The organism is Niallia oryzisoli, from assembly GCF_036670025.1.
GTDB lineage: Bacteria > Bacillota > Bacilli > Bacillales > Cytobacillaceae > Bacillus_BD > Bacillus_BD oryzisoli.
Genome location: NZ_CP137640.1, coordinates 4,154,228 through 4,178,843, shown reverse-complemented (window position 1 = coordinate 4,178,843; position 24,616 = coordinate 4,154,228). Strand labels below are relative to the sequence as shown.

Annotated in this window: 24 protein-coding genes and 3 pseudogenes; 19 read left to right on the top strand and 8 right to left on the bottom strand. The window is 38.0% G+C overall.

Annotated features, from left to right (window positions below):
• Positions 1–86: 86 nt before the first annotated feature.
• From R4Z09_RS20970 to R4Z09_RS20945, 6 genes and pseudogenes are all read left to right on the top strand, one after another.
• A complete protein-coding gene (locus tag R4Z09_RS20970; RefSeq protein WP_338448670.1) occupies positions 87–449 on the top strand; it encodes a DUF4260 domain-containing protein in 363 nt (120 codons plus the stop codon).
• A gap of 109 nt (positions 450–558) precedes the next feature.
• The gene (locus tag R4Z09_RS20965; RefSeq protein ID WP_338448669.1) at positions 559–1,671 is read left to right on the top strand and encodes a transposase; all 1,113 of its coding nucleotides are present in this window, start codon (positions 559–561) and stop codon (positions 1,669–1,671) included.
• Positions 1,672–1,910: 239 nt separating this feature from the next.
• Complete coding sequence (locus R4Z09_RS20960; protein ID WP_338448668.1) at positions 1,911–2,666, top strand: type II CAAX prenyl endopeptidase Rce1 family protein; 756 nt, start codon at positions 1,911–1,913, stop codon at positions 2,664–2,666.
• A 71-nt stretch (positions 2,667–2,737) separates the two neighbouring features.
• On the top strand, positions 2,738–3,718 hold the full coding sequence (locus R4Z09_RS20955; RefSeq protein ID WP_338448667.1) for an alpha/beta hydrolase: 981 nt from the start codon (positions 2,738–2,740) through the stop codon (positions 3,716–3,718).
• A 224-nt stretch (positions 3,719–3,942) separates the two neighbouring features.
• Positions 3,943–4,847 (top strand): annotated as a pseudogene (locus R4Z09_RS20950) (SDR family oxidoreductase).
• A gap of 206 nt (positions 4,848–5,053) precedes the next feature.
• Positions 5,054–6,328, top strand: a complete 1,275-nt coding sequence (locus R4Z09_RS20945; protein ID WP_338448666.1) for an MFS transporter — start codon at positions 5,054–5,056, stop codon at positions 6,326–6,328.
• 473 nt (positions 6,329–6,801) lie between these two features.
• Here R4Z09_RS20945 and R4Z09_RS31160 read toward each other — a convergent pair.
• From R4Z09_RS31160 to R4Z09_RS20930, 3 genes and pseudogenes are all read right to left on the bottom strand, one after another.
• Positions 6,802–6,969, bottom strand: a pseudogene (locus R4Z09_RS31160) (DNA gyrase subunit A); the annotation flags it as partial.
• Positions 6,970–7,009: 40 nt separating this feature from the next.
• Positions 7,010–7,159 (bottom strand): hypothetical protein, encoded by a 150-nt coding sequence (locus R4Z09_RS20935; RefSeq protein WP_338448664.1) that lies wholly within the window; start codon positions 7,157–7,159, stop codon positions 7,010–7,012.
• A gap of 25 nt (positions 7,160–7,184) precedes the next feature.
• Positions 7,185–7,778: a DNA-3-methyladenine glycosylase gene (locus R4Z09_RS20930; protein ID WP_338448663.1), complete on the bottom strand. Its 594-nt coding sequence runs from the start codon at positions 7,776–7,778 to the stop codon at positions 7,185–7,187.
• Between the two features lie 252 nt (positions 7,779–8,030).
• Here R4Z09_RS20930 and R4Z09_RS20925 point away from each other — a divergent pair, with 252 nt between their 5' ends.
• The 5 genes from R4Z09_RS20925 to R4Z09_RS20905 all read left to right on the top strand — a co-directional run bounded on the left by R4Z09_RS20925 (position 8,031) and on the right by R4Z09_RS20905 (position 11,082).
• Positions 8,031–8,861 carry a protein-glutamine gamma-glutamyltransferase gene (locus tag R4Z09_RS20925; protein WP_338448662.1) on the top strand — a complete coding sequence of 277 codons (831 nt, stop codon included), beginning with the start codon at positions 8,031–8,033 and terminating at the stop codon, positions 8,859–8,861.
• A gap of 116 nt (positions 8,862–8,977) precedes the next feature.
• The gene (locus R4Z09_RS20920) at positions 8,978–9,208 is read left to right on the top strand and encodes a YjcZ family sporulation protein (protein ID WP_422392208.1); all 231 of its coding nucleotides are present in this window, start codon (positions 8,978–8,980) and stop codon (positions 9,206–9,208) included.
• A 147-nt stretch (positions 9,209–9,355) separates the two neighbouring features.
• Positions 9,356–9,943 (top strand): CBO0543 family protein, encoded by a 588-nt coding sequence (locus tag R4Z09_RS20915; protein ID WP_338448661.1) that lies wholly within the window; start codon positions 9,356–9,358, stop codon positions 9,941–9,943.
• Positions 9,936–10,076, top strand: a complete 141-nt coding sequence (locus R4Z09_RS20910) for a hypothetical protein (protein ID WP_338448660.1) — start codon at positions 9,936–9,938, stop codon at positions 10,074–10,076. Before R4Z09_RS20915 ends, R4Z09_RS20910 begins: the two co-directional genes overlap by 8 nt.
• Entirely contained in the window at positions 10,066–11,082 is a 1,017-nt protein-coding gene (locus R4Z09_RS20905; protein ID WP_338448659.1) for a pirin family protein, read from the top strand. Before R4Z09_RS20910 ends, R4Z09_RS20905 begins: the two co-directional genes overlap by 11 nt.
• A gap of 292 nt (positions 11,083–11,374) precedes the next feature.
• On the opposite strand, the pseudogene R4Z09_RS20900 reads toward R4Z09_RS20905, so the two are convergent.
• Positions 11,375–11,581 (bottom strand): annotated as a pseudogene (locus R4Z09_RS20900) (NADPH dehydrogenase); the annotation flags it as partial.
• 191 nt (positions 11,582–11,772) lie between these two features.
• Here R4Z09_RS20900 and R4Z09_RS20895 point away from each other — a divergent pair.
• From R4Z09_RS20895 to R4Z09_RS20885, 3 genes are all read left to right on the top strand, one after another.
• Positions 11,773–12,735: an aldo/keto reductase gene (locus tag R4Z09_RS20895; RefSeq protein WP_338448658.1), complete on the top strand. Its 963-nt coding sequence runs from the start codon at positions 11,773–11,775 to the stop codon at positions 12,733–12,735.
• A gap of 615 nt (positions 12,736–13,350) precedes the next feature.
• Positions 13,351–14,454: an MBL fold metallo-hydrolase gene (locus R4Z09_RS20890; RefSeq protein WP_338448657.1), complete on the top strand. Its 1,104-nt coding sequence runs from the start codon at positions 13,351–13,353 to the stop codon at positions 14,452–14,454.
• Positions 14,455–14,661: 207 nt separating this feature from the next.
• Complete coding sequence (locus R4Z09_RS20885; RefSeq protein WP_338448656.1) at positions 14,662–15,129, top strand: sugar O-acetyltransferase; 468 nt, start codon at positions 14,662–14,664, stop codon at positions 15,127–15,129.
• A 129-nt stretch (positions 15,130–15,258) separates the two neighbouring features.
• Here R4Z09_RS20885 and R4Z09_RS20880 read toward each other — a convergent pair whose 3' ends face one another.
• Positions 15,259–15,936, bottom strand: coding sequence for an FHA domain-containing protein (locus R4Z09_RS20880; RefSeq protein WP_338448655.1), 678 nt, complete (start codon positions 15,934–15,936; stop codon positions 15,259–15,261).
• 163 nt (positions 15,937–16,099) lie between these two features.
• Here R4Z09_RS20880 and R4Z09_RS20875 point away from each other — a divergent pair, with 163 nt between their 5' ends.
• Complete coding sequence (locus tag R4Z09_RS20875; protein WP_338448654.1) at positions 16,100–17,089, top strand: glycerophosphodiester phosphodiesterase family protein; 990 nt, start codon at positions 16,100–16,102, stop codon at positions 17,087–17,089.
• 90 nt (positions 17,090–17,179) lie between these two features.
• Complete coding sequence (locus R4Z09_RS20870) at positions 17,180–17,791, top strand: FMN-binding negative transcriptional regulator (RefSeq protein WP_338448653.1); 612 nt, start codon at positions 17,180–17,182, stop codon at positions 17,789–17,791.
• Between the two features lie 165 nt (positions 17,792–17,956).
• Here the strand turns inward: R4Z09_RS20870 and R4Z09_RS20865 are convergent, their stop codons facing one another.
• Positions 17,957–19,138: an MFS transporter gene (locus R4Z09_RS20865; RefSeq protein ID WP_338448652.1), complete on the bottom strand. Its 1,182-nt coding sequence runs from the start codon at positions 19,136–19,138 to the stop codon at positions 17,957–17,959.
• Between the two features lie 221 nt (positions 19,139–19,359).
• Between R4Z09_RS20865 and R4Z09_RS20860 the strand changes: the two genes are divergently transcribed.
• Both R4Z09_RS20860 and R4Z09_RS20855 read left to right on the top strand, forming a co-directional pair.
• Positions 19,360–19,548 (top strand): hypothetical protein, encoded by a 189-nt coding sequence (locus tag R4Z09_RS20860; protein WP_338448651.1) that lies wholly within the window; start codon positions 19,360–19,362, stop codon positions 19,546–19,548.
• Between the two features lie 97 nt (positions 19,549–19,645).
• Positions 19,646–20,371 (top strand): HAD family hydrolase, encoded by a 726-nt coding sequence (locus R4Z09_RS20855; protein ID WP_338448650.1) that lies wholly within the window; start codon positions 19,646–19,648, stop codon positions 20,369–20,371.
• A gap of 97 nt (positions 20,372–20,468) precedes the next feature.
• Here R4Z09_RS20855 and R4Z09_RS20850 read toward each other — a convergent pair whose 3' ends face one another.
• Together R4Z09_RS20850 and R4Z09_RS20845 are read right to left on the bottom strand one after the other, a co-directional pair.
• Positions 20,469–22,721: a YhgE/Pip domain-containing protein gene (locus R4Z09_RS20850; protein WP_338448649.1), complete on the bottom strand. Its 2,253-nt coding sequence runs from the start codon at positions 22,719–22,721 to the stop codon at positions 20,469–20,471.
• A 102-nt stretch (positions 22,722–22,823) separates the two neighbouring features.
• Entirely contained in the window at positions 22,824–23,396 is a 573-nt protein-coding gene (locus R4Z09_RS20845; RefSeq protein WP_338448648.1) for a TetR/AcrR family transcriptional regulator, read from the bottom strand.
• 882 nt (positions 23,397–24,278) lie between these two features.
• On the opposite strand from R4Z09_RS20845, the gene R4Z09_RS20840 reads away from it, so the two are divergent.
• Positions 24,279–24,548, top strand: coding sequence for a hypothetical protein (locus R4Z09_RS20840; RefSeq protein WP_338448647.1), 270 nt, complete (start codon positions 24,279–24,281; stop codon positions 24,546–24,548).
• Positions 24,549–24,616 lie beyond the last annotated feature (68 nt).

Genomic DNA, 24,616 nt, shown 5'->3' with positions numbered 1-24,616 from the left:
GAAATGGGAATGGATATTTAGTATGAATTAAGCTAACGAACGTTAGTTTTTTAGAAAATGAACTTCAAAAAAGGGAAAAGGTGAAAATGAATCAAACATTAATCAAAATCGAAAGTTTTATTTTATTACTGGCAGGAGCATATTTCTATTTTTTCAATGGTTATACCTGGTGGCTATTTTTCCTATTGCTCTTGTTTCCGGATGTATTTATGATCGGTTACACAGTAAACAACAAAATTGGAGCTTATCTATATAATTTTGCTCATACTTATACCACCCCTGTTCTTCTCTTATTAGCAGGGTCTATTTTTTCAGATAATAGTCTTACCATGATCTGCCTGATCTGGATTGCTCATATTGGAATGGATCGCATGCTTGGTTATGGATTGAAATATGAGTCTGGTTTTAACAGATCTCCGAAAGAAGTCTCCCATCCTCAAGGAATGTGAAGGACGACAGCCCAATGAGTAGGTGGGAGATGATTTTCAGTTGGCTTTAGCCAAAATAATAGCAAATTAGGAACAAGTGTTCTATAATATAACTAGGAGGTGAATGAATATGACCAAGCAAAACAAAGCTTTCAAATTTCGGTTGTTACCACACAAAGATCAAGTTGTGTTATTAGCAAAAACTTTCGGCTGTGTTCGTTTTGTCTATAATAAGATGTTGGCAGAACGCAAGGAAACCTATGAAAAGTTCAAGGATGATAAAGAAACGCTTAAAAAGCAAAAGTTTCCGACTCCTGCAAAATATAAAGGTGAATTTCCATTCCTAAAAGAAGTGGATTCACTAGCTTTAGCGAATGCACAAATCAACTTGCAGACTGCTTATAAGAATTTTTTTGAAGGAAATGCTGAATTTCCAAAGTTCAAGAACCGTAAGGCAAAACAATCCTATACGACTAATTTAGTCAATGGAAACATCGAATTAAAAGACGGTCATATCAAACTCCCAAAACTAAAACTCTTAAAAATAAAACAGCATAGGAAAATCCCTGCTAATTATAAACTGAAATCCTGTACCATTTCCAGAACGAAGTCAGGGAAATACTATGTATCTGTTCTAACAGAATATGAAAAAGACATACAGCCTAAAAAAATAGAAAATGTCGTTGGGCTAGATTTTGCTATGGCTGAATTATATGTGAGTAGCGAGAATGAGAAAGCCAATTATCCTCGCTACTATCGTGTCATGTCAGAAAAATTAGCAAAAGCACAACGCATTCTGTCTAAGCGTAAGAAAGGTTCTGCACGTTGGAACAAGCAACGCTTAGTAGTGGCTAAATTACATGAAAAAGTAGCGAACCAGCGTATGAATTATCTTCACCACAAATCAAAAAAATTAGCTTCCAACTTTGATGCTGTCGTGATTGAGGACTTGAATATGAAAGGAATGTCTCAAGCCCTTCACTTTGGAAAAAGTGTTCACGACAATGGGTGGGGCATGTTCACTACTTTCTTAGCGTACAAGCTAAAAGAACAGGGTAAACAGCTAGTAAAAATTGATAAGTGGTTTCCTTCTACTAAAAAATGTTCTTGTTGCGGTGCAGAAAAGCCTATGTCGCTATCTGAACGCACCTATCAATGTTCTTGTGGCTATGTAGCAGAACGTGACTATAATTCAGCAATCAATATCAAAAATGAAGGATTACGCTTACTGGCATTATCATAGAAACAATAACTCTTGGAACAAGAGGGTTAGCTCGGTCAGTTTTCGTTGGCTAATAAAAGCAACGATAAGTCGAGAAGCCCCCACTTCAAGCAGACCGTAAGGTTAGCTAAGTGGTGGGTAGTTCACTCATACGCATATACAAAACATGAAAAATGGAAACCTTGGGGAAGCCATTGAGATTCTGAAAAGATTCAAACGGCGGAAAAATGTCCGCAAACCAAATAAATGGGGGAATATGAATGCAAACTGATTTACCGGTTAACATGTCGTCCGTGTCAAAAAAAGTCCATCATGTGTATTTTTCGTTGATATTGAGAACCGTATTATTTTTTATCATGGGAATACTATTTGTAGGAATACTAGCTTTACAGGGGAGTGACCAGCCTTTTAATGATGCGGAAAAATGGTGGCCGTTTCAAGTGATTTTTGCTAATTTATTTTCCTTTTTGATTATTAATCAATTACTAAAAAAAGAAGGTCGTTCCTACAGAAGTCTTTTCCGAGCACCGGTTGATAAAAATCGGAAAACTGTCCGGGAATATGCGGTACTTTTTCTAGCAGCAGTAATCGGAGGGGCTGTTCCGTTGTATTTGTTTTCTTACCTGCTGTTAGGTGCTATCCCACCGCCTGACACGCACTTTCAGGCACTTCCAATCGGTTATGCAGTTATTGCGCTCATCCTCTTTCCGTTATCTAATGCGTTAGTTGAAACTCCTACTTATATTGGATATGCATTGCCAAGATTGCAGCAAATCACAGGGAAAATTTATATGCCGATCCTGATTGCAGGTTTTTTCCTGGCGCTTCAACATGTATTTCTTCCGATCGTACTGGAGGCAGATTATATGTTATGGCGACTGCTTTCGTTTATTCCTTTAGCTATCTTTTTAGGGATTTTCTATACAAAGAAGCAACGGATAGTACCGATTGTAATCATTCATTTTATCATTGATCTCCAGCTGGTTTCACAGATGTTTATCAATTCGATCTCATAACAAAGAACGTTAATATTGTCTTAAAAATAAAGTGATAGAATAATATTCAAAATGCTAGAAAGTGAGAGAAAATGAAAACCAAAGGAAAATCTCGATTTAGGGTAATGACTAGAAACATACTGTTATTTATGGCAGCAGTACTCCTGTTGTGGTTCTTTTTCCATAAAGGAATGACTGTCTATGAACATCAAAAATATCCGCCTACAGGTCAATTAGTGGAAGTTGACGGGAAGAAGATGCATATCTATACAAAAGGAGAGGGAGAAAATACGATTCTGTTAATGAGCGGCTTAGGGACAGCTGCACCTGTGTTAGATTTCGAACCCCTCATAAATGAACTCGCAAAGAATAATAGAGTAGCAGTTGTAGAAGCGTTTGGGTATGGCTGGAGTGATGCTACCAATAAAGAACGAACCGTGGAAAATATTGTAGGGGAAATCAGATCAGTTCTTAATCAATCGAATATAGAAGGACCGTTTATTTTAATGCCGCACTCGATTTCTGGGTTATACAGCATGTACTATGCCAACAAATATCCTAGTGAAGTAAAAGCGGTTATCGGGATTGATCCTACTTTGCCAAAGGCACTGGAGTATTTTCATGAAGCTGCCCCTTTGATGCCCAATTATTGGAGTTATGTTGCCCCAACTGGGATAGCAAGATTGGCTGTCTATTTGATGGCCGATAACTTCCTGCCAATAGCGGAGGAAGGTACGTATTCTGAAGAGAATCTAGACATGACCAAAGCCATTTCTGCTTGGAAAGGCAATAACAGGAATGTAGTGCAGGAAGGAAATGAAATTAAACAGAATATCGAAAAAACAGTTCATATGTCATTTCCCTCTAATATGCCAGTACTGTTTTTTACGACGAAAGAGGATAAAGTAAACGAAGAAGGTAAATCCAATGTCACTTTTTATCAGACCCAATTAACGAATCATCCTTCAAGTGAAGTGGTCATCTTAAAAGGTCATCACTATCTTCATTGGACTCAAGCGAAAACAATAAGTAATCATGTAAATGATTTTACAACAACATTTGAAAATGAATAGTGCGTAATAAGCAAGAATATAATTTTGTACATGTTGAATATTGAGAAAGGGCGCTTTCCTGCATCAGGATTAGCGCTTATTTTTATTTCATGTCGACTATTATGAAAGGATTGGTATGATGGCGGCACAATGCCTAATTAGCGAATATCTATTAGTTTTATGTCATATTCTTCTACAGGATATCGTGTTTTGAGAATGAATTGGCTGCTATGAGGGGGAAAATCATGGATCAAAATTATCCAGTCTATCCGTACATAGGAGTCACGCATCGCGTAGTGATAGAACCGATTACTTTTCCACCACAACATCAGAATAGACAACCGGGTCTGGAGTGGGTTATGCAGCCCCGTCCTATTTTTGATTATCCTGGTTATGCCGGTAACAACAAACTAAAAAATCGAGTAGAAATTATTACCGGTGGTGACAGTGGAATTGGACGTGCAGTAGCGGCAGCTTACGCGAAGGAAGGCGCTGATTTAGCGATTATGTACCTTAATGAGCATCGTGATGCGAATGAGACGAAACAATATGTAGAGTCATTAGGTGCACGATGCCTGTTGCTGCCGGGGGATTTAAGGGATCCCGCAACTTCGTCGGCAGCTGTAGAACAGATAATCAAAACATTTGGACGATTGGATATAGTAGTGAATAATGCGGCAGTGCAACCATACACAAGAAGTATACTGGACGTTTCGAATGAACAACTTGAAAATACATTCCGCACAAACGTCTTCCCTTTGTTTTATTTGACGAAAGCCGCATTGCCTTATTTAAAGCCAGGGAGTTGCATTATTAATACTTCATCTAGGGTCGCTTATGAAGGAGAGAAAAGTGTGATCGATTACTCAGCATCTAAAGGGGCCGTAGTCTCTTTCACCCGGACCATGGCTATGTCGCTTGTAAATCAGGGCATACGAGTAAATGGAGTGGCTCCTGGACCGGCGTGGACTCCACTAACTGTAAGTACTTATCCTGCTGAAAATCAGCTCACCTTTGGAGCTGACCTTCCCATGGGCCGCGCAGCACAGCCATTTGAAATCGCTTCAACGTATACCTAGCCTCAATTGAATCCGTTTATGTCACAGGCCAGGTTCTTCATATTAATGGAGGTAAAATTCGTTACACTTAGGTCTCTTACGTGTAGGAGGCAAAGGGACAAAAGGTGGCAGTGCACCTATTTTTTGAATTCCAAATACCAAGGGTGCCAGGAACCTGTCTTGAATATAGATGGAGCCTGCACCATTATTTTTGCTCTAATTGGTAAAATTTGTTTTTTATTATAATCATATAAAGGAGTATACTATTTATGGAATTAAACTTAGGAGAACAAATAAATTGGATAAACAAAATAGTTCTTACAGATGGATCATTTTTGCCTCAGTATTACTTGCTTATTTCTTGATTGTGGGTCAAAGAACAGCTCCGGGATTGATTACAGACCAGGTAATGAAGGATTTTCAAATCTCTGCAACAGTTGTTGGGTTAATCACAAGCATTCAATTTGTAGCCTATTCCGGATTACAAATACCAATTGGTCTTTTATCAGACCGATTTGGTCCTAACTACTTTCTTATCTTTGGAACGCTCTTAAATGGTTTAGGTACGGTCATCTATAGTTTAGCGTCACATGAATATATATTATTATTTTCTAGGTTGTTAGTAGGGGTAGGAGACGCGACCATTTGGGTCAATTTAGTTTTAATTTTAAGTAAATGGTTTAAAGTTGGGGAGTTTACTAGATTACTTGGATTTGCGGGTGTGGCCGGAGGTCTTGGATCGCTTTTAGCAACCGTTCCCTTTTCATATTTCATTGCGCTGGCAGGTTGGAGACCAATATTTTTATCAACAGGTATTCTATTGTGCGTGATCGCCATTCTTCTTTATTTTGTTCTTGAGAAGAAACCTGGACAAGAATCTAAACACATTTCGAAATCAAACGTCCGTCAAACTCAAACACATGAAAAGACATGGACGATTCTTAAAAGAATGCTTTCCAGCCGGCAAGCATGGGCGACGTTCTTTTGTCACTTTGGTGTCGTGGGTACCTATGTTGGATTTATTGGTTCATGGGGTGTCCCTTATGGAATACATGTCCTTGAAATCAGCCGTTCAGGTGCCAGTCAGCTGATGATGTATGGTCTAATCGGAGTGATTATTGGCTCTTTTGTCATTACTTGGGTTACAAGTAGATTGGAAGCAGTCAAGCGTCCTTATGTACTCATTCAATTGATGATTTTTCTCTGCTGGATCGCTTTATTTATCATGGAGAAGCCGCCGGTATTTATGGTTATCCTATTATTATTTTTGATTGGATTTGGGCATGGTGGAGGTCCTTTAACGTTTGCCATTGTTAGAAAAACTTTTTCTGTGAAGGAAGTAGGTGTAGTAACAGGATTTGCCAACACTGGAGGATTTATCAGTGCTGTTTTGCTGCCATTCTTCTTCGGTAAAATGCTGGACCACTTTCATCAGGCTCCCATTGAAGTAGGTTACCACTACGGAATGCTGATCCCGGTGTTGTTTACTTTTATCGGCCTAATAGGAGGAATGATGATAAAAGAACAACAAAGGGTCGAGGGGACAGGTTCATTGACCCAAAAGGCAAAGTAGGGGGTCTATGGGGTTTCATCGTCTGATTGAATCTTTACTATGAAAAACATTGTGGTAAATGTAATTATTGTGTAGTCGATCAATTTAGGTGACATTTTTAATAATTAATGAAGGTGAATGTACATCAAATATAAAAAAGAGCTGCTTATTAGGTTAAGTAGTTCCGATAAAGTGGAGAAAATGTAAAAAAATATTCAAAATCAAAACAGAAAAATCAATAGAAATAACAAACAGAAACGCATGGATTACAGGTAGAATCCATGCGTTTTAGTTTAAATTGTATGATTCAACTTTTTTGTGGACATTGAGTACGTTAATATCATAAATAAATCTATTTTGGAGAGCCTTTGGACACTGAGTACGTTATTTGCTAAAAATTACGAAAAAATAACAACCTTTCATTTAAATAGCGGAAAGTATGTCCTATAAAAATGTAAAATCACAATTATTATTACACATAACGGAACGTGTGTCCTGCGGATAATCACTTGTTGGTGGTCAAGATAATAAAAAAGACATTGCTTCAGATTCAGAACCTTTGGTTCACCGTTCACAGGTGCAAGCAGAATAACACCGAATGTAGTTTGTAAGGCCGTATGCTTATAAAGATTGTTTAATAATACATTGGCATTCGCATCCTTATAATGGTTTCTATCCAAATTGAATATACAATCTTTCACCTCACTGAATCTTTTCTATCGTTCCGTTTATGACATAAAAAGTAGATGCTTCTTTTAATGTTTGATGGTCAATCCCCTCCATACTTTTTTTACAATAAGGAAAAAGGTCAGGATGTCCGAAACGAAATGAATGAATGATAGTTTGGGCCACGGTGCCTGTCCCCCTGACTCATTTTTCAACCTTTCCTTGATACAAAGGGATTTCCAGTTATCCAAAACCGCCAAGGGTAATGTTTTGCCTCACCTGAATTTTCAATGCCAACCCGCGGTCCTTTTGAAATGGCTTCTGGAATCTTTCCAGTGGTAATGTATAACGGCGGTTTTGTAATGGGAAGCCCGTAATCATCCATTTTGATTTTGAGCGCTTTGGTCAATTTTCCAGGTCCGTTGGTTAAATTTCTTAGATTATCTATCCCGCGGCGTTCTCGCATTAAATCAATCCCTTCAACCGGTTCGATGGCCCGAACCAAAATGCCCTCAGATTCTTCGGCTGGACCGCTTACGACATTCACAAGCGTGTGTGTATGGGTGACAAAAGTATACACATAGCCTGCCTCTCCAAACAAAATTTCCGTTCTTTTAGTGCGACGATTTCCAAAACCGTGCGAAGCCCTGTCACCTGGTCCGATGTACGCTTCAGTTTCCACTATGTATCCTGATGCGATGCCTTCTTCTGTTTCTTTTACCAGAAGACACCCAAGTAAGTTTTGGGCTAATTCAAGTGTAGGCTGTTGGAAAAAATCGATTGATAATGGTTTCAATTCAGTCACCCCCGAAGCATTTTTTCATTGTTCTACTATTATCATTTATTTTTCGAGTTTCTAATAGTTAAAATATTGCGAAAATTACGAAACGGGTATGAGGAGAATGGGATTGCTGCGGCATTTTTTTTTATTTTTTGAACCTGGAACGAGGTGCCTGTCCCCCTGACCCCTCCCAGTTAATATTTAACATGATTAATAAAAATGAGAATACGATAGATATGAATGAAGATGAAAAGTGAAATAGGAATGGGGGATTGTATGATCCAAATATCAGGGGTCCCGTTTCAACCGAATGAAAATTGGCAGCTTGGAAGTATTGAAAAAACAATTATTCAAATGATGCAGAACGCTCCCGATTTATATACTTATTATTCCGTGGATGAATTATTGTTTGAACTTAAAGTGCGAAAGAACATTATCAAAAGTGCGAACGAAATGAACAAAGGTAAAGCCGTGTTTACAGCCTTTGAATATGCCCGCTGTAATCCCAGGTATTGGCAATTGACAAGAGCAGGCGGGTTTCTTTTAAGACCAGATGTGCGGCCATCTGATGCGATTCTGGATGTTTTTCGGAACAGTTCGCTCTATGCATTTGAATGTGCAACCGCTATTCCGATCATCTATTACCATGCCATATTGAATAGTATAGGAAGTAATTTATTTAATTCACTTTTTCAAAATCTGTATCTTTACAGCTGGCATACAGATACTGACCTAGGGATCATCACCTTTTATTCGCATCATTTATTACCTGGAGATGTCGTGTACCTGAATAATCCTGATTTTGATCCCAAAACACCATGGTTCAGAGGTTTAAATGCTGTTGTCCTTAATGATGGAAGATTTTTTGGTCATGGATTTAATATAAGGACAGTAGAAGAAATGATTCAAATTCTGAATGAGAAAAGAAAACCGGGTAGTCATCTATCAGCATATGTATCAAGATTAGTGACAAGGCCTTCTTTTAAGTATTTATTCAGAGTGTCAAGTTGGAATAGAAGTAGCAGAACATACAAAATGCAGCGTCTGATCGTACATCATAATAAAAGTTCCATTTCATATGCTCACTATCTTTATTATTCAATTTGATTTTTTTTTGTCATCGCCCAAACCCTGACATTCACCCATTTTTTTATAGACGGGCTCCAAACTCACCTTCGGGAGTATTATATATAGAAATTCCTTACTCGAAGGGAAGTGTAAAAATGTATCCAAACCTTAATGCACCAGCAAATATTGGTGCTAATGTTATGCCAAATATAGCACCAAATGTGGCGCCAATGCCGACCTATTCAGCTCCTGCTTATGGTTATGACTGTCTAACTCCTGCTTATGGTTACGGCTGTCATGGACACTATAATTTTGTGTTAATTGTAGTATTGTTTATTTTATTAATTATTGTAGGTGCAAGCTTCTACGGCTATGGCGCTTGCTAATTTAACTTTGTTTTTTTTATTCCTGTGAGTGTATACACGAGCAGGAATTTTTTCATTTTATAGGGGGACAGTTTCGTCCCCGCGCCACTTAGTTAGGAATAATATTCCTTTTAAAAATTGATACTAACTAAAATAGGAGGTGCCATTGTGAAAGAGGACCAATTAAAACTACTTGAAAAGATTAGAAAGTCTGAAATTAAATTGAGTGATATATGGATTAATTATTGGCTGGAATATTCTAATCCCTCTGTTTGGCAATTTTGGTTATGCATAGCAATGCTTGTCATTCCACTTGTCATATTAATTCTCTTTATAGATCGAAAAAAAATCTTTCATCTAGGCTTTTATGGATATGGAATACATATATTTTTCGCGATGATAGATGCATTTGGAGTTATAAAGGGCTTATGGATATATCCGTATAAAATATTTCCAGCACTGCCTGCTAGTGTTTCACTGGATTCGTCATTTGTTCCAGTAACTTTTATTCTTTTGTATCAATACATCCTTAACAAAGGGAAGAATTATTATATTTGGATATTACTACTCTGCCTTGCTCTTGCTTTTATTCTAAAACCGCTTATGGTCGGTATAGGTCTATTTCGTTTCGGTGGAAAAGAGAACTTTTTAATGCTATTTTGGGGGTATGCGGTGGTTGCACTAATATCAAAATGGATAACGGACTTTTTTATTTTTTTAAGTAAAACAAGAAAATGGAGTTTATACCGTGAATAACACTAAAGTGGGTCCACAGGGACATCTCGACCCTGCGGCCTATAAAATTGACATTGTTGGATATTCCTTTTATTATTATCTTGAAATCGAGATATCTCTATATGAATTGGAGGAGAAAGTATTTGGAAAATAGGAATATACTACATGTACAAAAATTAGGTTTTCAATGGCAGGCTGAGAGCCCCTTCCTTGTCACGATGCATCATCGAGATGCCTATCCTGCAGGAAATGAGGAACAAGGACCGAATGTGTCATTAGCTGGAAGAAATCTAGGAGAAGATTTTACTATAAAAGATGGTTTTAGGATGTATCATGGAGAAAAGGTACCGGGATTTCCATATCATCCGCATAGAGGATTTGAAACTGTAACAGTTGTCTTGGAAGGTTTTGTAGACCATTTTGATTCAACAGGTGCTTTAGGCCGCTACGGCAACGGGGATGTGCAATGGATGACAGCGGGAAAAGGCTGTCTACATACGGAGATGTTTCCACTTGTCCATCAGGATAAAGGCAATCCGTTAGAACTTTTTCAAATTTGGTTAAATCTCCCTGCGAAAAATAAATTTGCCGAGCCGGAATATAAGATGCTATGGGCTGAGGATATTCCTGTGATTCAATCTGTTGTGGATAATGGAAAAAAATCAACGGTCAGGCTGATTGCCGGGAATTTGCTGGGCAAAGATAGTTTAGAGCCAAGCAAGGCTTCCTGGGCAAAAGATAAGGATAATCATGTCGGGATCTATCTCATTAAAATGGAGCCGGAAGCATCCTTTACATTTCCAGCCGTTTCTGAAACATTGAATCGAAATGTATATTATTATGAAGGAAATGAAATAAGCATTGGCGAAACAGTGATTACAAGTATGAATCGTGTCAAGCTTGCTGGTGGCACAGAAACTACTATCATCAATGGATCTGCCGAAAGTTATCTATTAGTGCTGGAAGGGGAGCCGATTCAAGAGCCGGTTGCTCAATACGGTCCATTTGTCATGAACACGCAAGAGGAGATTCGTGAAGCATTCAGGGATTATCAGCAAACACAATTTGGCGGCTGGCCATGGGGCCGTCCGGATCCAGTGAATGAACGGAATTCCGGAAGATTTGCCCGCTATTCTGACGGGACAATTGAAAAAAGATAATCGGTAAGAGGGCCGCAGCACAGGTAACTTGACCCATTCCGGGTCAAGTAATTTGTCTCTATGACTAACCATGGTTAAAGGAAGAGAAGCCTATACCACCTAAGTCTCTTGCAAAAGAGTCGGGAATTTTGATGGAGAGGATATTATAATTCCTCTTAAAAAATCTGATAGAACAAAAGAACATTCTCCATCAATCATTTTTCATATAAGAAGGCCAGGTAGCAAACATACCTAGCCTTTTTAGATACATAAATAATTAGTTCGATAAAGTCTTTTTCATGGCTCAATACTAATGACAAGCTTCAACAATTCGTGCTAAAGGAGGAACCTGTTCGTCTGTCCATAATCCCAAGTCAAAATCTGTAATACGGCCGTCAGGTTCTACATCTGTCATCTCAATAATAATAAAACCGGCCCCACCTATTGCTCGATTTACATAGTGTAAGTAATGCCAACCAGTAGCAATTCCATCTTTCTGTCCCACTTAATATTGACACATGAAAAAGAAGGGAATGAATGGTTAAGTTCAGCAGGATCGATACTAGTTATTTGAAACCAATTATCATGTATGGAGTGTTGTAGTTGTCTGATGAGCAGCTATAGCTAAGTGCGAAGGATTACGAGGCATATGCGTTGAATCGAACTTGAGCTGTTAGCTGCCCGAATAATAGAGAAAGGGGTTGAAACACAATGAAATTAGTAAAATTTGAAAACGAAGAAATTCCCCCGATTGCTTTTGGTACATGGTCATGGGGGACTGGGGCAAACGGAGGGGATGCTGTTTTTGGAAATCATCTCACAGAAAGGGAATTAAGACCCGTATTTGACGCGGCAATGGATGCAGGATTCAATTTATGGGATACAGCGGCTGTATATGGGATGAACGCCTCTGAAATGATTTTAGGGAGTTTTATCAAGGAACGCGATGATGTCCTGATTTCAACGAAATTTACTCCACGAATGGCAGGCTATAATGACAACGCTGTTGAGGAAATTTTGGACGGAAGCCTTAACCGGCTCGGGGTGGACCATGTTGATATTTATTGGATACATAGCCCGGAAGATGTAAAGAGATGGACGCCAAAATTAATCCCTTTGATGAAAAGCGGCAAGATAAAGCATGCCGGTGTCTCCAATCATAATCTGGAAGAAATTAAATTGGCATCCAGCATTTTAGCGGAAGCAGGGCTGAAACTTTCCGCTGTACAAAACCATTACAGCTTGCTTTACCGTTCATCTGAAGAAGCCGGAATTATTGATTATTGCCACGAAAATGAAATTGTGTTCTTTTCTTATATGGTATTGGAACAAGGGGCTTTAACCGATAAATACAGTGCGAAGAACCCTCTACCAAGTGGTACTAGAAGAGGCGAGGCTTTTAGCGCAAATGTGCTTGCCAAGCTTGAAGGTTTAATGAAGGTCATGAGGAAAATCGGCGGTAAATACAATGCGTCCACTGCACAAATTGCAACAGCTTGGTCTATTGCGAAAGGGACGGTGCCGATTATCGGCGTTACGAAAACGTCTCATATTGAAGCTGCTATAAAAGCCGCTAAGGTTAGTCTGACAGCGCAAGAAATCCACGATCTTGAAACAGCAGCGAAAGAAACCGGTGTTGAGGTTAGAGGAGCTTGGGAAAATCCAATGCATTAAGGCAATATGAATCAACAGCAATAATAAACCTGAGCCCTGTATAAATAGGGACTCAGGTTTATTCATTCTTATAAATTTTAAAGGATTATTCCAAATTCCAATCTAAAAATGTTCCAGGTTTGTTCTGCCATAACACAAGCTGGAAAAGTCATTCCATTCTTGAATCACCATTCTACTGAATTTAAGAATGATTGGTAAAAAAGGAAGAATATTATTTCTATTTATCCTTGAATTTTCCTTCTATTATACTTTTGCATGATACTCTTCGATGATTCATTCAAGAAAGTGATTAACAAATGTTGATTATAAATGATAAATTAAACCCAAACAGAAGGTGTTTTTATGGAAAATGTTGAAAAAGTAAGGAAAAATACAAACAGCTATTTGGCGAAGTAGTTTCTGCTTCATATGCAGGAACTGTATGATGAAATATCACGTTTGTCAAGAACACCTGCCCCTGCAACTGATCGAACAGAGGTATTAACTGGTAAATGGTCTTAAGTCCAATTATTATAATAAATATAGTAAGGAAGAAGAGGGTGCACAAGTTTGGACTTGCACTCTTCTTTTTTCTCTCTTTAATCCCTTGTAAGAAAAGGATTGGTAAAAAAGGTTATGATATATATTTTTATATTTTTACTATTATTATGTGCAGCCCTTTTATTGTTTTTATTCATTGCTCCAGCATTTGGTGGAAACCCAAGTAAAGCAGAAAAAGAAGTCTATCAAACAATTGATAACTTTCATAAAGGGAAATTTATCAATCCTATCCTAACAAAAATGAACATGAGTCCTTCCGAATTCCTTTCGATGATGAAGGAATCCATCACACGTGCTAAAGAGATCAAACCCGCACGTCAAGTTCCAGTATCCGAGATTGATTGGAACCTAATTAACAGTAAAGAAGACAGTTTAACTTGGTTTGGTCATTCTGCTTTTCTTTTAAGTATCGACAATACAAAGATACTCATTGACCCTATGCTTGGACCTGTTGCTTCCCCGGTCTCTTTTGTTGGAAGTAAACGCTATAGTCAAGATCTTTTGCCAATTATTGATCATATGCCGCCGATTGATGCGGTCTTCATTACGCATGATCATTATGATCATTTAGATTATCCATCCATCCGAAAGCTAAAGAATAAGGTGGGGCATTTCTATGTTCCTTGTGGGGTAAGTGCTCACTTAATCAGGTGGGGAATTCCCAAAGAAAAAGTGACAGAACTCAAATGGTGGGATGAAATAAAGTATAAGGGTTTAACCGTAGCATTGACTCCTTCCCAACACTTTTCTGGACGAGGAGCTTTTAATCGAGATACAACCCTTTGGGGAGGCTGGGTGATTCTAGGAAAACAAACACGTTTATATATTAGCGGTGATGGTGGGTATGGTGGTCATTTTAATGAGATTGGGAAAAAATATGGACCATTTGATCTTACTTTAATCGAAGGCGGTCAATATGATAAGAGGTGGGAAGGGATTCATATGACTCCCGAACAATCTGTCCAAGCGCATAAAGATGTATATGGAAAGATTATGATGTTAATGCATTGGGGTGCATTTACACTTGCGTATCATGGATGGACAGATCCTATAGAAAGGGCAATAAAAGCAGCAGACACAGAAGGAGTACTACTAATTGCTCCTAAAATTTGCGAAACCGTTCCATTAAAAGGAGATTTTTCTATTCCACATTTTCCATGGTGGAATGATATAAAATGATGCAAATGAATTACTTATTCATTGCCTGGAGATATGATTATTGATTAACATAATAAGAAGTGTGGTTATATAAGTAAAAACGGTGGGTTAAAAAATGGACATGGAAGATTTTATAGATTTTTGCAGGAAAGGCAATCCCATTTCAGGTGAGGACAAAGTATTACACGGGCATTAACTCAATGTAGTTATAATGCCCAAAAGATCACGATGGAATTGAATACATCCTATCATTCAAAGGAAGAAATAGTAAAGATTTTCAGTAAACTGACAGGTAAAAAAGTGGATCCATCTTTTATGTGTTTTCCGCCATTTTATACAGATTTTGGTAAAAATATTATGATTGGGAAAAACGTGTTTTTTAACACAGGTTGTTCCTTTCAAGATAGAGGCGGCATTAGTATAGGAAACGGATCATTGATTGGGATGAATGTCACAATTGCTACATTGAATCATGGGCTATCTTTAGAAACAAGAAATACAACATACCCATCTCCCGTTACTATTGGCGAAAATGTATGGATTGGTTCAAACGCAACCATACTGCCAGGTGTGACAATTGGTGACAACTCTGTTGTTGCAGCAGGAGCAGTTGTAACAAAGGATGTTCCAAAAAATACGGTTGTTGCAGGAGTGCCGGCAAAGGTTGTGAAAGAAATTAATAATTATATAGACTAAGCTAAAGGAAACGATAATCCAAGTAGGATTATCGTTTATGTTTTGATTCAAAAGGCTTTTCATGTGTTAACCTTGCAAAGGACATTCGAATAAACCTGTTTCCTAGATTATATAAGCCTTCTAGTTATCCTATTTATTAAATGATAGAATATATCCTTTTCCTCTGATATTTTCAATCTGTACAATATCTTGTGTTTTTTTACGAACCCGGTAGATTAATGCATTTACTTCGTCTGAGCTGACATCTAGCAGGGCGCTTTCTGTTTGTGCCCTCTCATTCCATACACATTTCTTCATGTCTTCAATCGGTACAATTTGATTGACTTTTGTTAAAAGGAGTTCGATACATTTATATTCTTTGTCAGAGAATATAAATGTATTTCCTTGAATAGATAATTCTTGCCTCAATGGATCTAAAGCCAGGTTATTTACCCATTTACACATTTGTACAGTTGGAACCATATCTGCTGTCTGTTCTATACTTGAAGAGGAAAAGCTTAGTTTAATTAGATGATTAGCAATCGAAATTTCTGTAGAATCCTTAAGGATGAATTCTTCATTTGGAATTAATCGCTGATTATTAACGAATGTACCATGTTTACTATTTAAATCCTTAATGAGATACATGCCGTTTTCTAAGGAAATAGATAAATGTTTCCTTGATACAAAGATATTATTAAATGCTATATCAGGTTCCCAGTTATCCCCCCTTCTGCCAATAATCATCTGTGAACGATTCAAGGGAATAAAGGTTCCTTTTTCAAAAGGGGAACCACTTTCAACAATTATATTTGCTAATGCTTTCATAAGTATCTCCTAAACATCATCATTCATATTCTATTTTATTAGTAAATTATCATAGTTTTATCATTATCTATCCATTGTGTGAATAGCAGCTTATTTACTATAGTGTACATGCTGAAATTATCAAAGCCTATCTCATCTTATAATGAATAAGGAGGATTGAAAAGTGAAAGATAAAAAAGTAATAAAACGAATAGCACTTATTTTTCTCTTGTTTGTTTTATTTATTTTCTTTAATAATAGTAGTCTATTCACGAAGGAACGAAGTGAAGACCCTGTTCTTCTTGCCCATGCTGGGCTGTCACAAACCTATCCGATGGAAGGCCTAACCGGGGATACGTGTACGGCTGAGCGGATTTATGAACCGGAGCATCCTTATATTGGAAATACCATTCCATCCATGGAGGCAGCATTTAAGGAAGGGGCAGATGTAGTAGAGTTGGATATCCATCCCACCAATGATGGGGAATTTGCTGTTTTTCATGATTGGAACCTGGAATGTAGAACAAATGGAAAAGGCGTCACAAGGGATCATACAATGGAGGAGTTAAAGAAGCTGGATGTTGGTTACGGCTATACCGCGGATAACGGCAAGACCTATCCTTTTCGTGGCAAAGGGATTGGATTAATGCCCACCCTACATGAGGTGCTCACCTATTTCCCGGACAAACAATTCTTGATTAATATCAAAAGCGATGATCCTGATGAAGGAGCCAAATTAGCAGATTATCTGACTTCTTTTTCCAACGAGAGAATCAGTCAATTATCTGCCTATGGAGGTGATCGGCCAATTGCCGCCTTAAAACAGCGATTACCGAACCTTCGAGTCATGTCGATGGAATCGATGAAGAGCTGTTTGATTCCTTATATCGCAGTAGGATGGACTGGATACACTCCTTCAGCCTGTGAAAATACACAGATACATATCCCAGAAAAAATCGCCCCGTGGTTATGGGGATTTCCCACTAAGTTTCTTAACCGAATGGATGCGGCAAATACGAGAGTGGTTCTCGTTGCAGGAAATGGCAAATGGTCGGAAGGTTTTGATGAAGCGCAAGACATTGAACGGCTTCCAGCTAATTTTAACGGTATGATTTGGACCAATCGAATTGATGTGATTGCCCCGATTATGAATGAAAAATCATTCGAGAAGTAGTGGAACCTGTTAATGGGCTTTTTTATTAAAAAGCTATAACTTCAATTTTTTACAAAGTAAAATAATTATATGGTAAAAGGTGGACTCGAATTGTATATTCCCAAATATTTTAAAATTAATGATGAAAGCACTATTTACGATTTTATAGAAAAGTATAGCTTTGCAACTTTATTTTCTCAGCATAAGGGAGAGCCTTACGCTACCCATCTTCCGCTGATATTAAATAAATCTGAAAATGCTTTATATGGTCATTTTGCACATCCGAGCGAACAATGGAGGGATACTGAAAATCAACAAATTTTTGTTATTTTTCAAGGTCCTCATTGTTATATTTCTCCTTCATGGTACGAAACAAGGAGGGCAGTACCCACATGGAATTATGTATCCATCCATGTCTATGGAGTGATGGAGATCATTGAAAATCAAAACGTAATTGTTGATTCTTTAAATGAAATGGTAAAAAAATATGAGAGTCCGGATAGTCCATACAATTTAAATGATGTAGACTCCAATTTTATCGAAGGAATGAGTAGAGGAATTGTAGCATTCAAAATAAATATTACAAAAATTGAAGCAAAAGCTAAATTAAGTCAAAATCATCCTGTGGAACGACAAGCGTTAATTATTAAACAATTAGAAAACACATCTAACCAAGATAATATACAGGTGGCATCCCTAATGAAGAAAAATCTACATAAATGAAGTTCAGGCTATTCAACATTGTCTTGTTGAACTAATGGGTGTATTAATCGAATATCGGTTTCCAAAATCCATTTACAAATTAAGGCTTGGTTTTAATAACATAGAACCAAGCCTTTTTGTTTAAAACCTTGCTTATTTAGTTTTCAAAAGCGGCTCCATTATTAATCAAGATGCTTTCTGCTGTTTGGCCACAGACTTCCTTGTCCAAATAAAGGCGAGGAAGAAACAGCCAAGTAAAATAATAGCGCCAAATGTAAAAGGAATGCTCTGGTGCCAGTCAAATAAGGTTCCAGCTAATGCAGGTCCAATCATATTTCCTAAGCTCATGTAGGAATTGTTCATCCCGGCTGCAAAACCTTGCTCATCTCCGGCTGTTTTTGAAATTAACGTATTGACGGCCGGACGGATGAGTGTTGTTGCTGTTGAGAAAATCGTGGCAACCAATAAAATGAAATAAAAGCCGTTGACATATAACATGCCATAAAGACTGAAGGCTGCAACAAGCAGACCGAATAAAATAATCTTCATTTCACCGAATCGATTAAATAATTTGTTGAGTGCAAACCCTTGGACAATCACACCGGCAAAGCCGCCCAAGGTCATGACAATCGCAATGTCATTTGGTGTATAATTAAATTTATAGGTTAAAAACATGGTTAATGTGGATTGAAAGTTAGAAATTCCAAATGAGAATACAAACACAACGATTAATAATACAAAGTAGCTGGTCTTAAAGGAGCGGGCCATTTGCTGGAAGATGTTTTCTCCCTTTGACAGTTCCTTCACGACAGGTTTGATTGCTGGAAGGAATAGGAATGATAATATTCCGGCAAGGATCGTCACGGAGCCTGCAAAAAAGAAAGGAAAATGCAAATTGATATTTGATAAAAATCCGCCAATTCCTGGACCAATCATAAAGCCTAACGAAATCGCAGCACCGAGCCAGCCCATTGCTTTTCCGCGTTCTGTATTGCTTGTGATATCTGCAGCATAGGCCATAACAGGTGGCACGATAAAGGCTGAGCCAAGTCCTGTAAAAAATCGGCAAAGGTAAAGCATCCATAGTTCATCAGCCAATCCAAAGGCAATTTGGGAAAGGCCGCTCACGAAAAGACCAAAGATAATTAAATTTTTTCGACCATGGCGGTCAGATAGATTTCCTGCAACAGGAGAAAAAATAAATTGGGCAAATGCGATAATCGCAATAATAAAGCCTAATGCTTGTCCCGCAGCACCATAGGTTTTCAAATAGGCAGGCATCACGGGGAGAATTAGGCCGATCGCACTAAAGGTGATAAACATATCAAACATTAAAATATATAGTGCCAATTTTTTGGAAAGCTTCATGCAATCTTCTCTTTTCTATAAATTTAGTAATCCTAAATAAATTATATTATAGCTTTGTTCAATCGGATAAACAATGAAAAGAACTTCCGGAAATAGGAAGAACAAATGGTGCCACTGTCACCATTTGTGATAGTAAGTAGAAATATCCAATTTTGCTAATGATTAATGGTATAATTCCACTTATGAATCAAAGCGCAAATTTTATCACTAGAGGTTATTCAATGAAGTTATACACACTAAAAAAGTCGTTTAATGGATATAAAAAAGGAACAGAGTTTTATTTAATTGCTGAATCAGAATTCATCGGAGTGAAAGAGTTTGTATTGCGAACGAAGGAATTAACGGATCGAATATCGATTAATGAAAGGGAATTGCTTAAGCATTTTATTTTCATAAAAGAAATCTTTTAAAGAAATGTAGGTCCCCATCTTTATTGTAAATAGACGTAATATTAATCCATTTTCTTTGGAAAAATAGAACGGAAAACCATATAACGAAGGGGTAACCATGGAAAAACAAAACATTTTATTTAATCTCGATGATACGCTGGCCTATTGTAACAGGTATTTCAATCAGGTTATCGGTGAATATACGGATCTAATGACAGGCTGGTTTCCTTCATTGACAAAGAAGGAAATCAGGCAGAAGCAGCTTGAAATGGATATTGAAGCCATCAGCGTTCACGGTTTAGATTCGGACCGCTTTCCTGAGTCTTTTGTTCGTGCCTACCGATACTTTTGTGATCAAACGGGTAAAGAGAAGAAAAAGAATGAAATGGATGATGTAAAGGAGTTGGGATACAAAGTATTTGAAATCCCGGTTGAACCGATTCCTCATATGAATGAAACTCTCCAGGAATTAAAGGATGCCGGTCATGAACTGTATTTACATACGGGTGGAGATGAAATGAATCAGCGCAGGAAAATCTCCCAATTGGAACTGACGACCTTTTTCGAAAATCGTGTTTTCATAACTGAACATAAGGACACAACGGCTTTATCGGATATTTTAAAAACGATTCATGCTGATCCTGCTATTACGTGGATGGTTGGAAATTCGTTAAGAACGGATATCGTACCCGCGTTGGAGCTAAATATTAATGCGATTCATATTCCGGCCGAAATGGAATGGAAATACAACGAGGTCGACATCAACGTGGAGCCGAATAGTGGATTCTATCAAATCGATTCATTGCAGGAGGTACCGGATGTTATTAATCAGCATATTCACTAAGAATAAGTGTCTGTGTTGTTTGTAAAAGTCTTAAACAGCGGGTTTATAAAAAAGAGGCTGTCCCATTTGTGTGGGACAGCCTAACTAAAAGGATTAATTAATGTGCTGAACTGTAATTTTGATCCATCTCTTCAGCCTGATGGTTTTGTTTTTTTAATAGGATGGCAAAATACCCAATGGTCATGGCCATAAAGGCAATCATATAGGTTAAGAGAATTGCATTGTTGTGCCACATATATGAAAAGTCACCGCTTGAAATAACTGCTTTAAACGATTGTACGGAATATGTCATTGGCAGCCAAGCATTTACTGATTGCATTGCCTGTGGAATTAACTCAAGCGGGAATGTACCAGCGCTTGTGGTTAATTGCAAAATCAGAATCACAATGGCAATAAAGCGGCCAGGGTCTCCCAGTGTTGTTACAAGCAATTGAATTAAACTTAAAAACACAAAGCTTGTAATGAGAGATGTGACAAAGAATAATGGAATACTTGCCACTTGAATTTTTAAGAAAGTTAATAAAATGAAGTCGACTAGTACGGCCTGAATGATTCCCAAAATCGTTAATACTCCAAATTTGCTTAGGAACCATTGAAATGCATTTTTTGGCTGAATGACAGGTTCTTTAAGCTTAAAGACAATGGAGATCAATAGTGCGCCGACAAACAAGCCAAGAGAGATAAAGTATGGTGCAAAACCAGTGCCGTAGTTTGGCACTTTATTTACTTCTTCCTTTTTAACTGTAACAGGTTCGCCCATCATATCGTAAGTGTCATCGGTCGCGTCAACTGAGTTAGCCTGCTCGGCACCTTCAGCTAGTTTACTAGAAAGTTCTGTTGACCCATCCTCTAGTTGAGCCGTACCATCTTCTAATTCTTTTGAGCCCTCTGCAAGCTGGCCGGCACCGTTCTGTAATTGTGCGGAACCATTTGTTAATTGGTCCATTCCCGTACTTAACTCATGTGCACCCGTATCTAGTGCAACGGAACCATTATATAACTGACCGATACCTTGCTGTAAGGCAAGCTGTCCTGCATTTATTTGCTGAATTCCAGATAATAATTGGTCAAAAGAGGGACTCGTTTGTGATTTCAATTGATCCTCTAATCCTGCGGTTGATGATAATAATGATTCATGCAGGCCTGTTTTAAATTGTGTAAAGCCTTGGTCAAGTCCATTTGCTATACCAGCAGAGATGTTAGGCTGTAATTGCACTGTCAATTGCTGTTCGAATTGCTGTTGAAGCTGTTCTTTCGTTGGCTTACCTTGAGCCATTTGAGCTACAAAGGCAGAAGCATGCGCCTCATCCATAACTTGAGCGTTTACAAGTGCATCCTTCAGCTGGGACATTTGCTCGGTTTGTGATGTCGTTAATTGGCTGGCAAGCTGCGCTGATAGGCTTTTGGCAATCCCAGTTGTTAGTTGGGTGGAAAGGCCGGTACTAAGCTGTGATTCTAGTTCATCCATGCCACTATCAACTTTGTCGACACTTCCTGTTAACTGGTTTGTTACTCCAGCTGCAATTTGCTTTGGCAGCTCTTCCTTCATCGTTCCTATACCATCTTGTACCTGAGTGGTACCTGAAACTAAGGCAGGTACTTTTTCGTTGATCTCTTGAAGTCCAGCTTTTACTTGATCTGTTCCATCGGCAAGGCCGCTTGCACCAGATGATGCTTTTTCAACCCCATCTTTAAATTCGATTGATTTGGATGCCAATACCTCAATATTTTCTCTTAAGGTTTTCGAACCATCATTTAATTGTGTTGCGCCATTGGCAAGCTGATCTGAGCCATCACTTGCTTGTGTCAACCCATTGGCCAATTCATCCACTTTACCAAACATCGTTTCGGCATATGTTGCAGTAACATTCTTCGAAACTTCAGCCTTTATTTCTTTTACGGCTGTTTCCCCAATCTGGGAGGATAAGAAGTTTGTACTTTCGTTTGGTACATAGATTAATTCTAATTTTTGCGGGTTAGTATCTAAAAGGGTTGTAGCATTTGCTGAAAAGTCCTCAGGGATTTCCACTAACAAATAATACTCCCTGTTTTCTAACCCTTTGTAGCCTTTTTCCTTCGACACAATATGAAAATCAAATTGGTTATTATTCTTCAACTTATCGGTCAACTGCTGACCGATTTCCAAATGTTCTCCTTCAAAATCTGCGCCCTTATCCTCACTAACAACCGCTACCGGCAAATCTTCCATATGAGCATAGGGGTCCCAAAATGCCCACAGAAACATTCCGGCATAAAGTACAGGTACAAATGCTACGGCTATAATGGGGATAAGGATTTTTCGATTGGAGAGAATAGCTTTGAGCTCAGATAAAAAAGATGATTTTCTCACAAAATAACCTCCTATTAACAATTGACCATTTTATTCAATTGGTCATTTTTGGCCAAATAAGCAGGGTACTCTTTCATGACGAGGACCCAAGTTGAATTGAGGTTATTTTTCTAATCCATTAAAGAAATATAATTTAAAGAGATTCGTTATTTCTTCTTTGTTAAGTGGTGCGTGATACTGTTCCCAATCAAAAATTAAGGATACATAAAGCTTTAACATAACGAAAGCTGTAATTTCGGGGTTGCATGGTTTGATTTCGCCGCGGTCAATCGCTTCTTGAATAATATTTTTCATATATTGGATGATGGCTTGTTCCATTCGCTGCACAACATCCACAACCGCTTTTGTACCAATATCCCTTTCCTCTTGAAAAAGCTTGATCGTTAATTGGTGTGACTTACGAAACTCCAGCAGGCGAAATAACACCCGGCTTGCATTTTCAAAAAAGGTGAGGTTTCGATCCATGGCCTCTTCAGCTACATTCTTCATGTCCCGAATCAACGTACTGATGATTTCGTCAAATAATTCCTCTTTGTTTTTAAAAAAGGTATAAATCGTACCTTTTCCAACGTTCGCGAGCTTGGCAACCTGATCCATTGTCGTAGCTTTATAGCCGAACAGCGAGAAGGAATTGGTAGCAGCCTCAATAATTAATTGTCTTCTATCAATAGCCAAGAAAGAGTCACCCCATTTATAAATTGACCGAATGAATAATTTAGTCACTTATTTAGCGTTAAGAAATATAACACAGGAATTTCCTGTTTGCAAGTAATTTTGATATATCAATTATAAAATAGATCTTTTTAATATGTGAAGCAAGTCCGTCAATGAAGATGTTTCAATTATTTCACTGTTAATGATATCCTACAAGCTTTGTAGCTTATTTTTAATTAACAATAGTTATCATTCTCATTTAAAGTCTAATGGATACTATTCAAAATTATTGCTTAAATACTACCTAATTCTTTGTCCTCTTATAATAAAATTGAATATATATATATAGACAGAAAAGTCATAATAATACAACAAAAAAGCGATGTTTGTCTTCTTAAAGAAAGATACCATTAAAACATCCCTTAGAGTACACTCTCGGTATTTCTGAGAAAGCAAATGGGAGGGGCAAGGGATTCCTTATCCCATCTGACTCGACGTATGCCGAGAGTCTATTTAGTTAGAAAGGAGGAGAGAATCATGCTTGAGATCAGTAAGTTGGGGAGGGGACAAATCGAGGAACATCATTTGCTTTGAAGCATGTCTGTTTCGAATACGTACAATGTAGAGCTTGGGAATCAACGACCCTCGGGGAAACGAACGGTCGTGCAAAAGGCTGCAAATACGTTGATTTCAAATATCGTGATTTCGTCAACACACTGCAGGTGCTCAGCTACCTAGGCCTTGATTCTAATGAGAAAATCAACGCCAAAGGTGTACAAGTCGCACTGCGAGATGTGGTAGTAATTACCATGCCAAAGCCAGCATACCTGGCCTGACCGGTAAAATTCATGTTTATTCTTGTGTAAGCGCATTCGTAAAGGAACAAGCGGCGAAAAGGTAGAAATGTTTGTTTACACGATGGCGAACCATGACGAGGTATTCCAGAAAACCAAATTTCATGCAACGGTTTGGCAAACAGGTGTACCACCAATTGCAGCTGTCGATTTAATCGCGAAGAGAACCTTGACACTAAAAGGATGCATCTCTCCTGAGTTGATTGATCCAGTTTTGTTTTTCGAATGCCTGAAAGTTCGTGGTATGGAATGGAACGTGATTACGAAAACAAGTCCATTAATGGTGGCATTTAATATACAAGGCTGGAAGCTACTTTAAACAGGTTATGAAATGGCGTCATTGATAAGAAAATACATCACCATTTAGGAGATTCGTTAACTTGTAAC

What these genes read in the sequence shown, in the direction of transcription:
- R4Z09_RS20970 (WP_338448670.1), top strand. Translation starts at nt 87, where the DNA reads ATGAATCAAACATTAATCAAAATCGAAAGTTTTATTTTATTACTGGCA.
- R4Z09_RS20965 (WP_338448669.1), top strand. Translation starts at nt 559, where the DNA reads ATGACCAAGCAAAACAAAGCTTTCAAATTTCGGTTGTTACCACACAAA.
- R4Z09_RS20960 (WP_338448668.1), top strand. Translation starts at nt 1,911, where the DNA reads ATGCAAACTGATTTACCGGTTAACATGTCGTCCGTGTCAAAAAAAGTC.
- R4Z09_RS20955 (WP_338448667.1), top strand. Translation starts at nt 2,738, where the DNA reads ATGAAAACCAAAGGAAAATCTCGATTTAGGGTAATGACTAGAAACATA.
- R4Z09_RS20925 (WP_338448662.1), top strand. Translation starts at nt 8,031, where the DNA reads ATGATCCAAATATCAGGGGTCCCGTTTCAACCGAATGAAAATTGGCAG.
- R4Z09_RS20920 (WP_422392208.1), top strand. Translation starts at nt 8,978, where the DNA reads ATGTATCCAAACCTTAATGCACCAGCAAATATTGGTGCTAATGTTATG.
- R4Z09_RS20895 (WP_338448658.1), top strand. Translation starts at nt 11,773, where the DNA reads ATGAAATTAGTAAAATTTGAAAACGAAGAAATTCCCCCGATTGCTTTT.
- R4Z09_RS20890 (WP_338448657.1), top strand. Translation starts at nt 13,351, where the DNA reads ATGATATATATTTTTATATTTTTACTATTATTATGTGCAGCCCTTTTA.
- R4Z09_RS20885 (WP_338448656.1), top strand. Translation starts at nt 14,662, where the DNA reads ATGGAATTGAATACATCCTATCATTCAAAGGAAGAAATAGTAAAGATT.
- R4Z09_RS20880 (WP_338448655.1), bottom strand. Translation starts at nt 15,936, where the DNA reads ATGAAAGCATTAGCAAATATAATTGTTGAAAGTGGTTCCCCTTTTGAA.
- R4Z09_RS20865 (WP_338448652.1), bottom strand. Translation starts at nt 19,138, where the DNA reads ATGAAGCTTTCCAAAAAATTGGCACTATATATTTTAATGTTTGATATG.
- R4Z09_RS20860 (WP_338448651.1), top strand. Translation starts at nt 19,360, where the DNA reads ATGAAGTTATACACACTAAAAAAGTCGTTTAATGGATATAAAAAAGGA.
- R4Z09_RS20855 (WP_338448650.1), top strand. Translation starts at nt 19,646, where the DNA reads ATGGAAAAACAAAACATTTTATTTAATCTCGATGATACGCTGGCCTAT.
- R4Z09_RS20840 (WP_338448647.1), top strand. Translation starts at nt 24,279, where the DNA reads ATGTTTGTTTACACGATGGCGAACCATGACGAGGTATTCCAGAAAACC.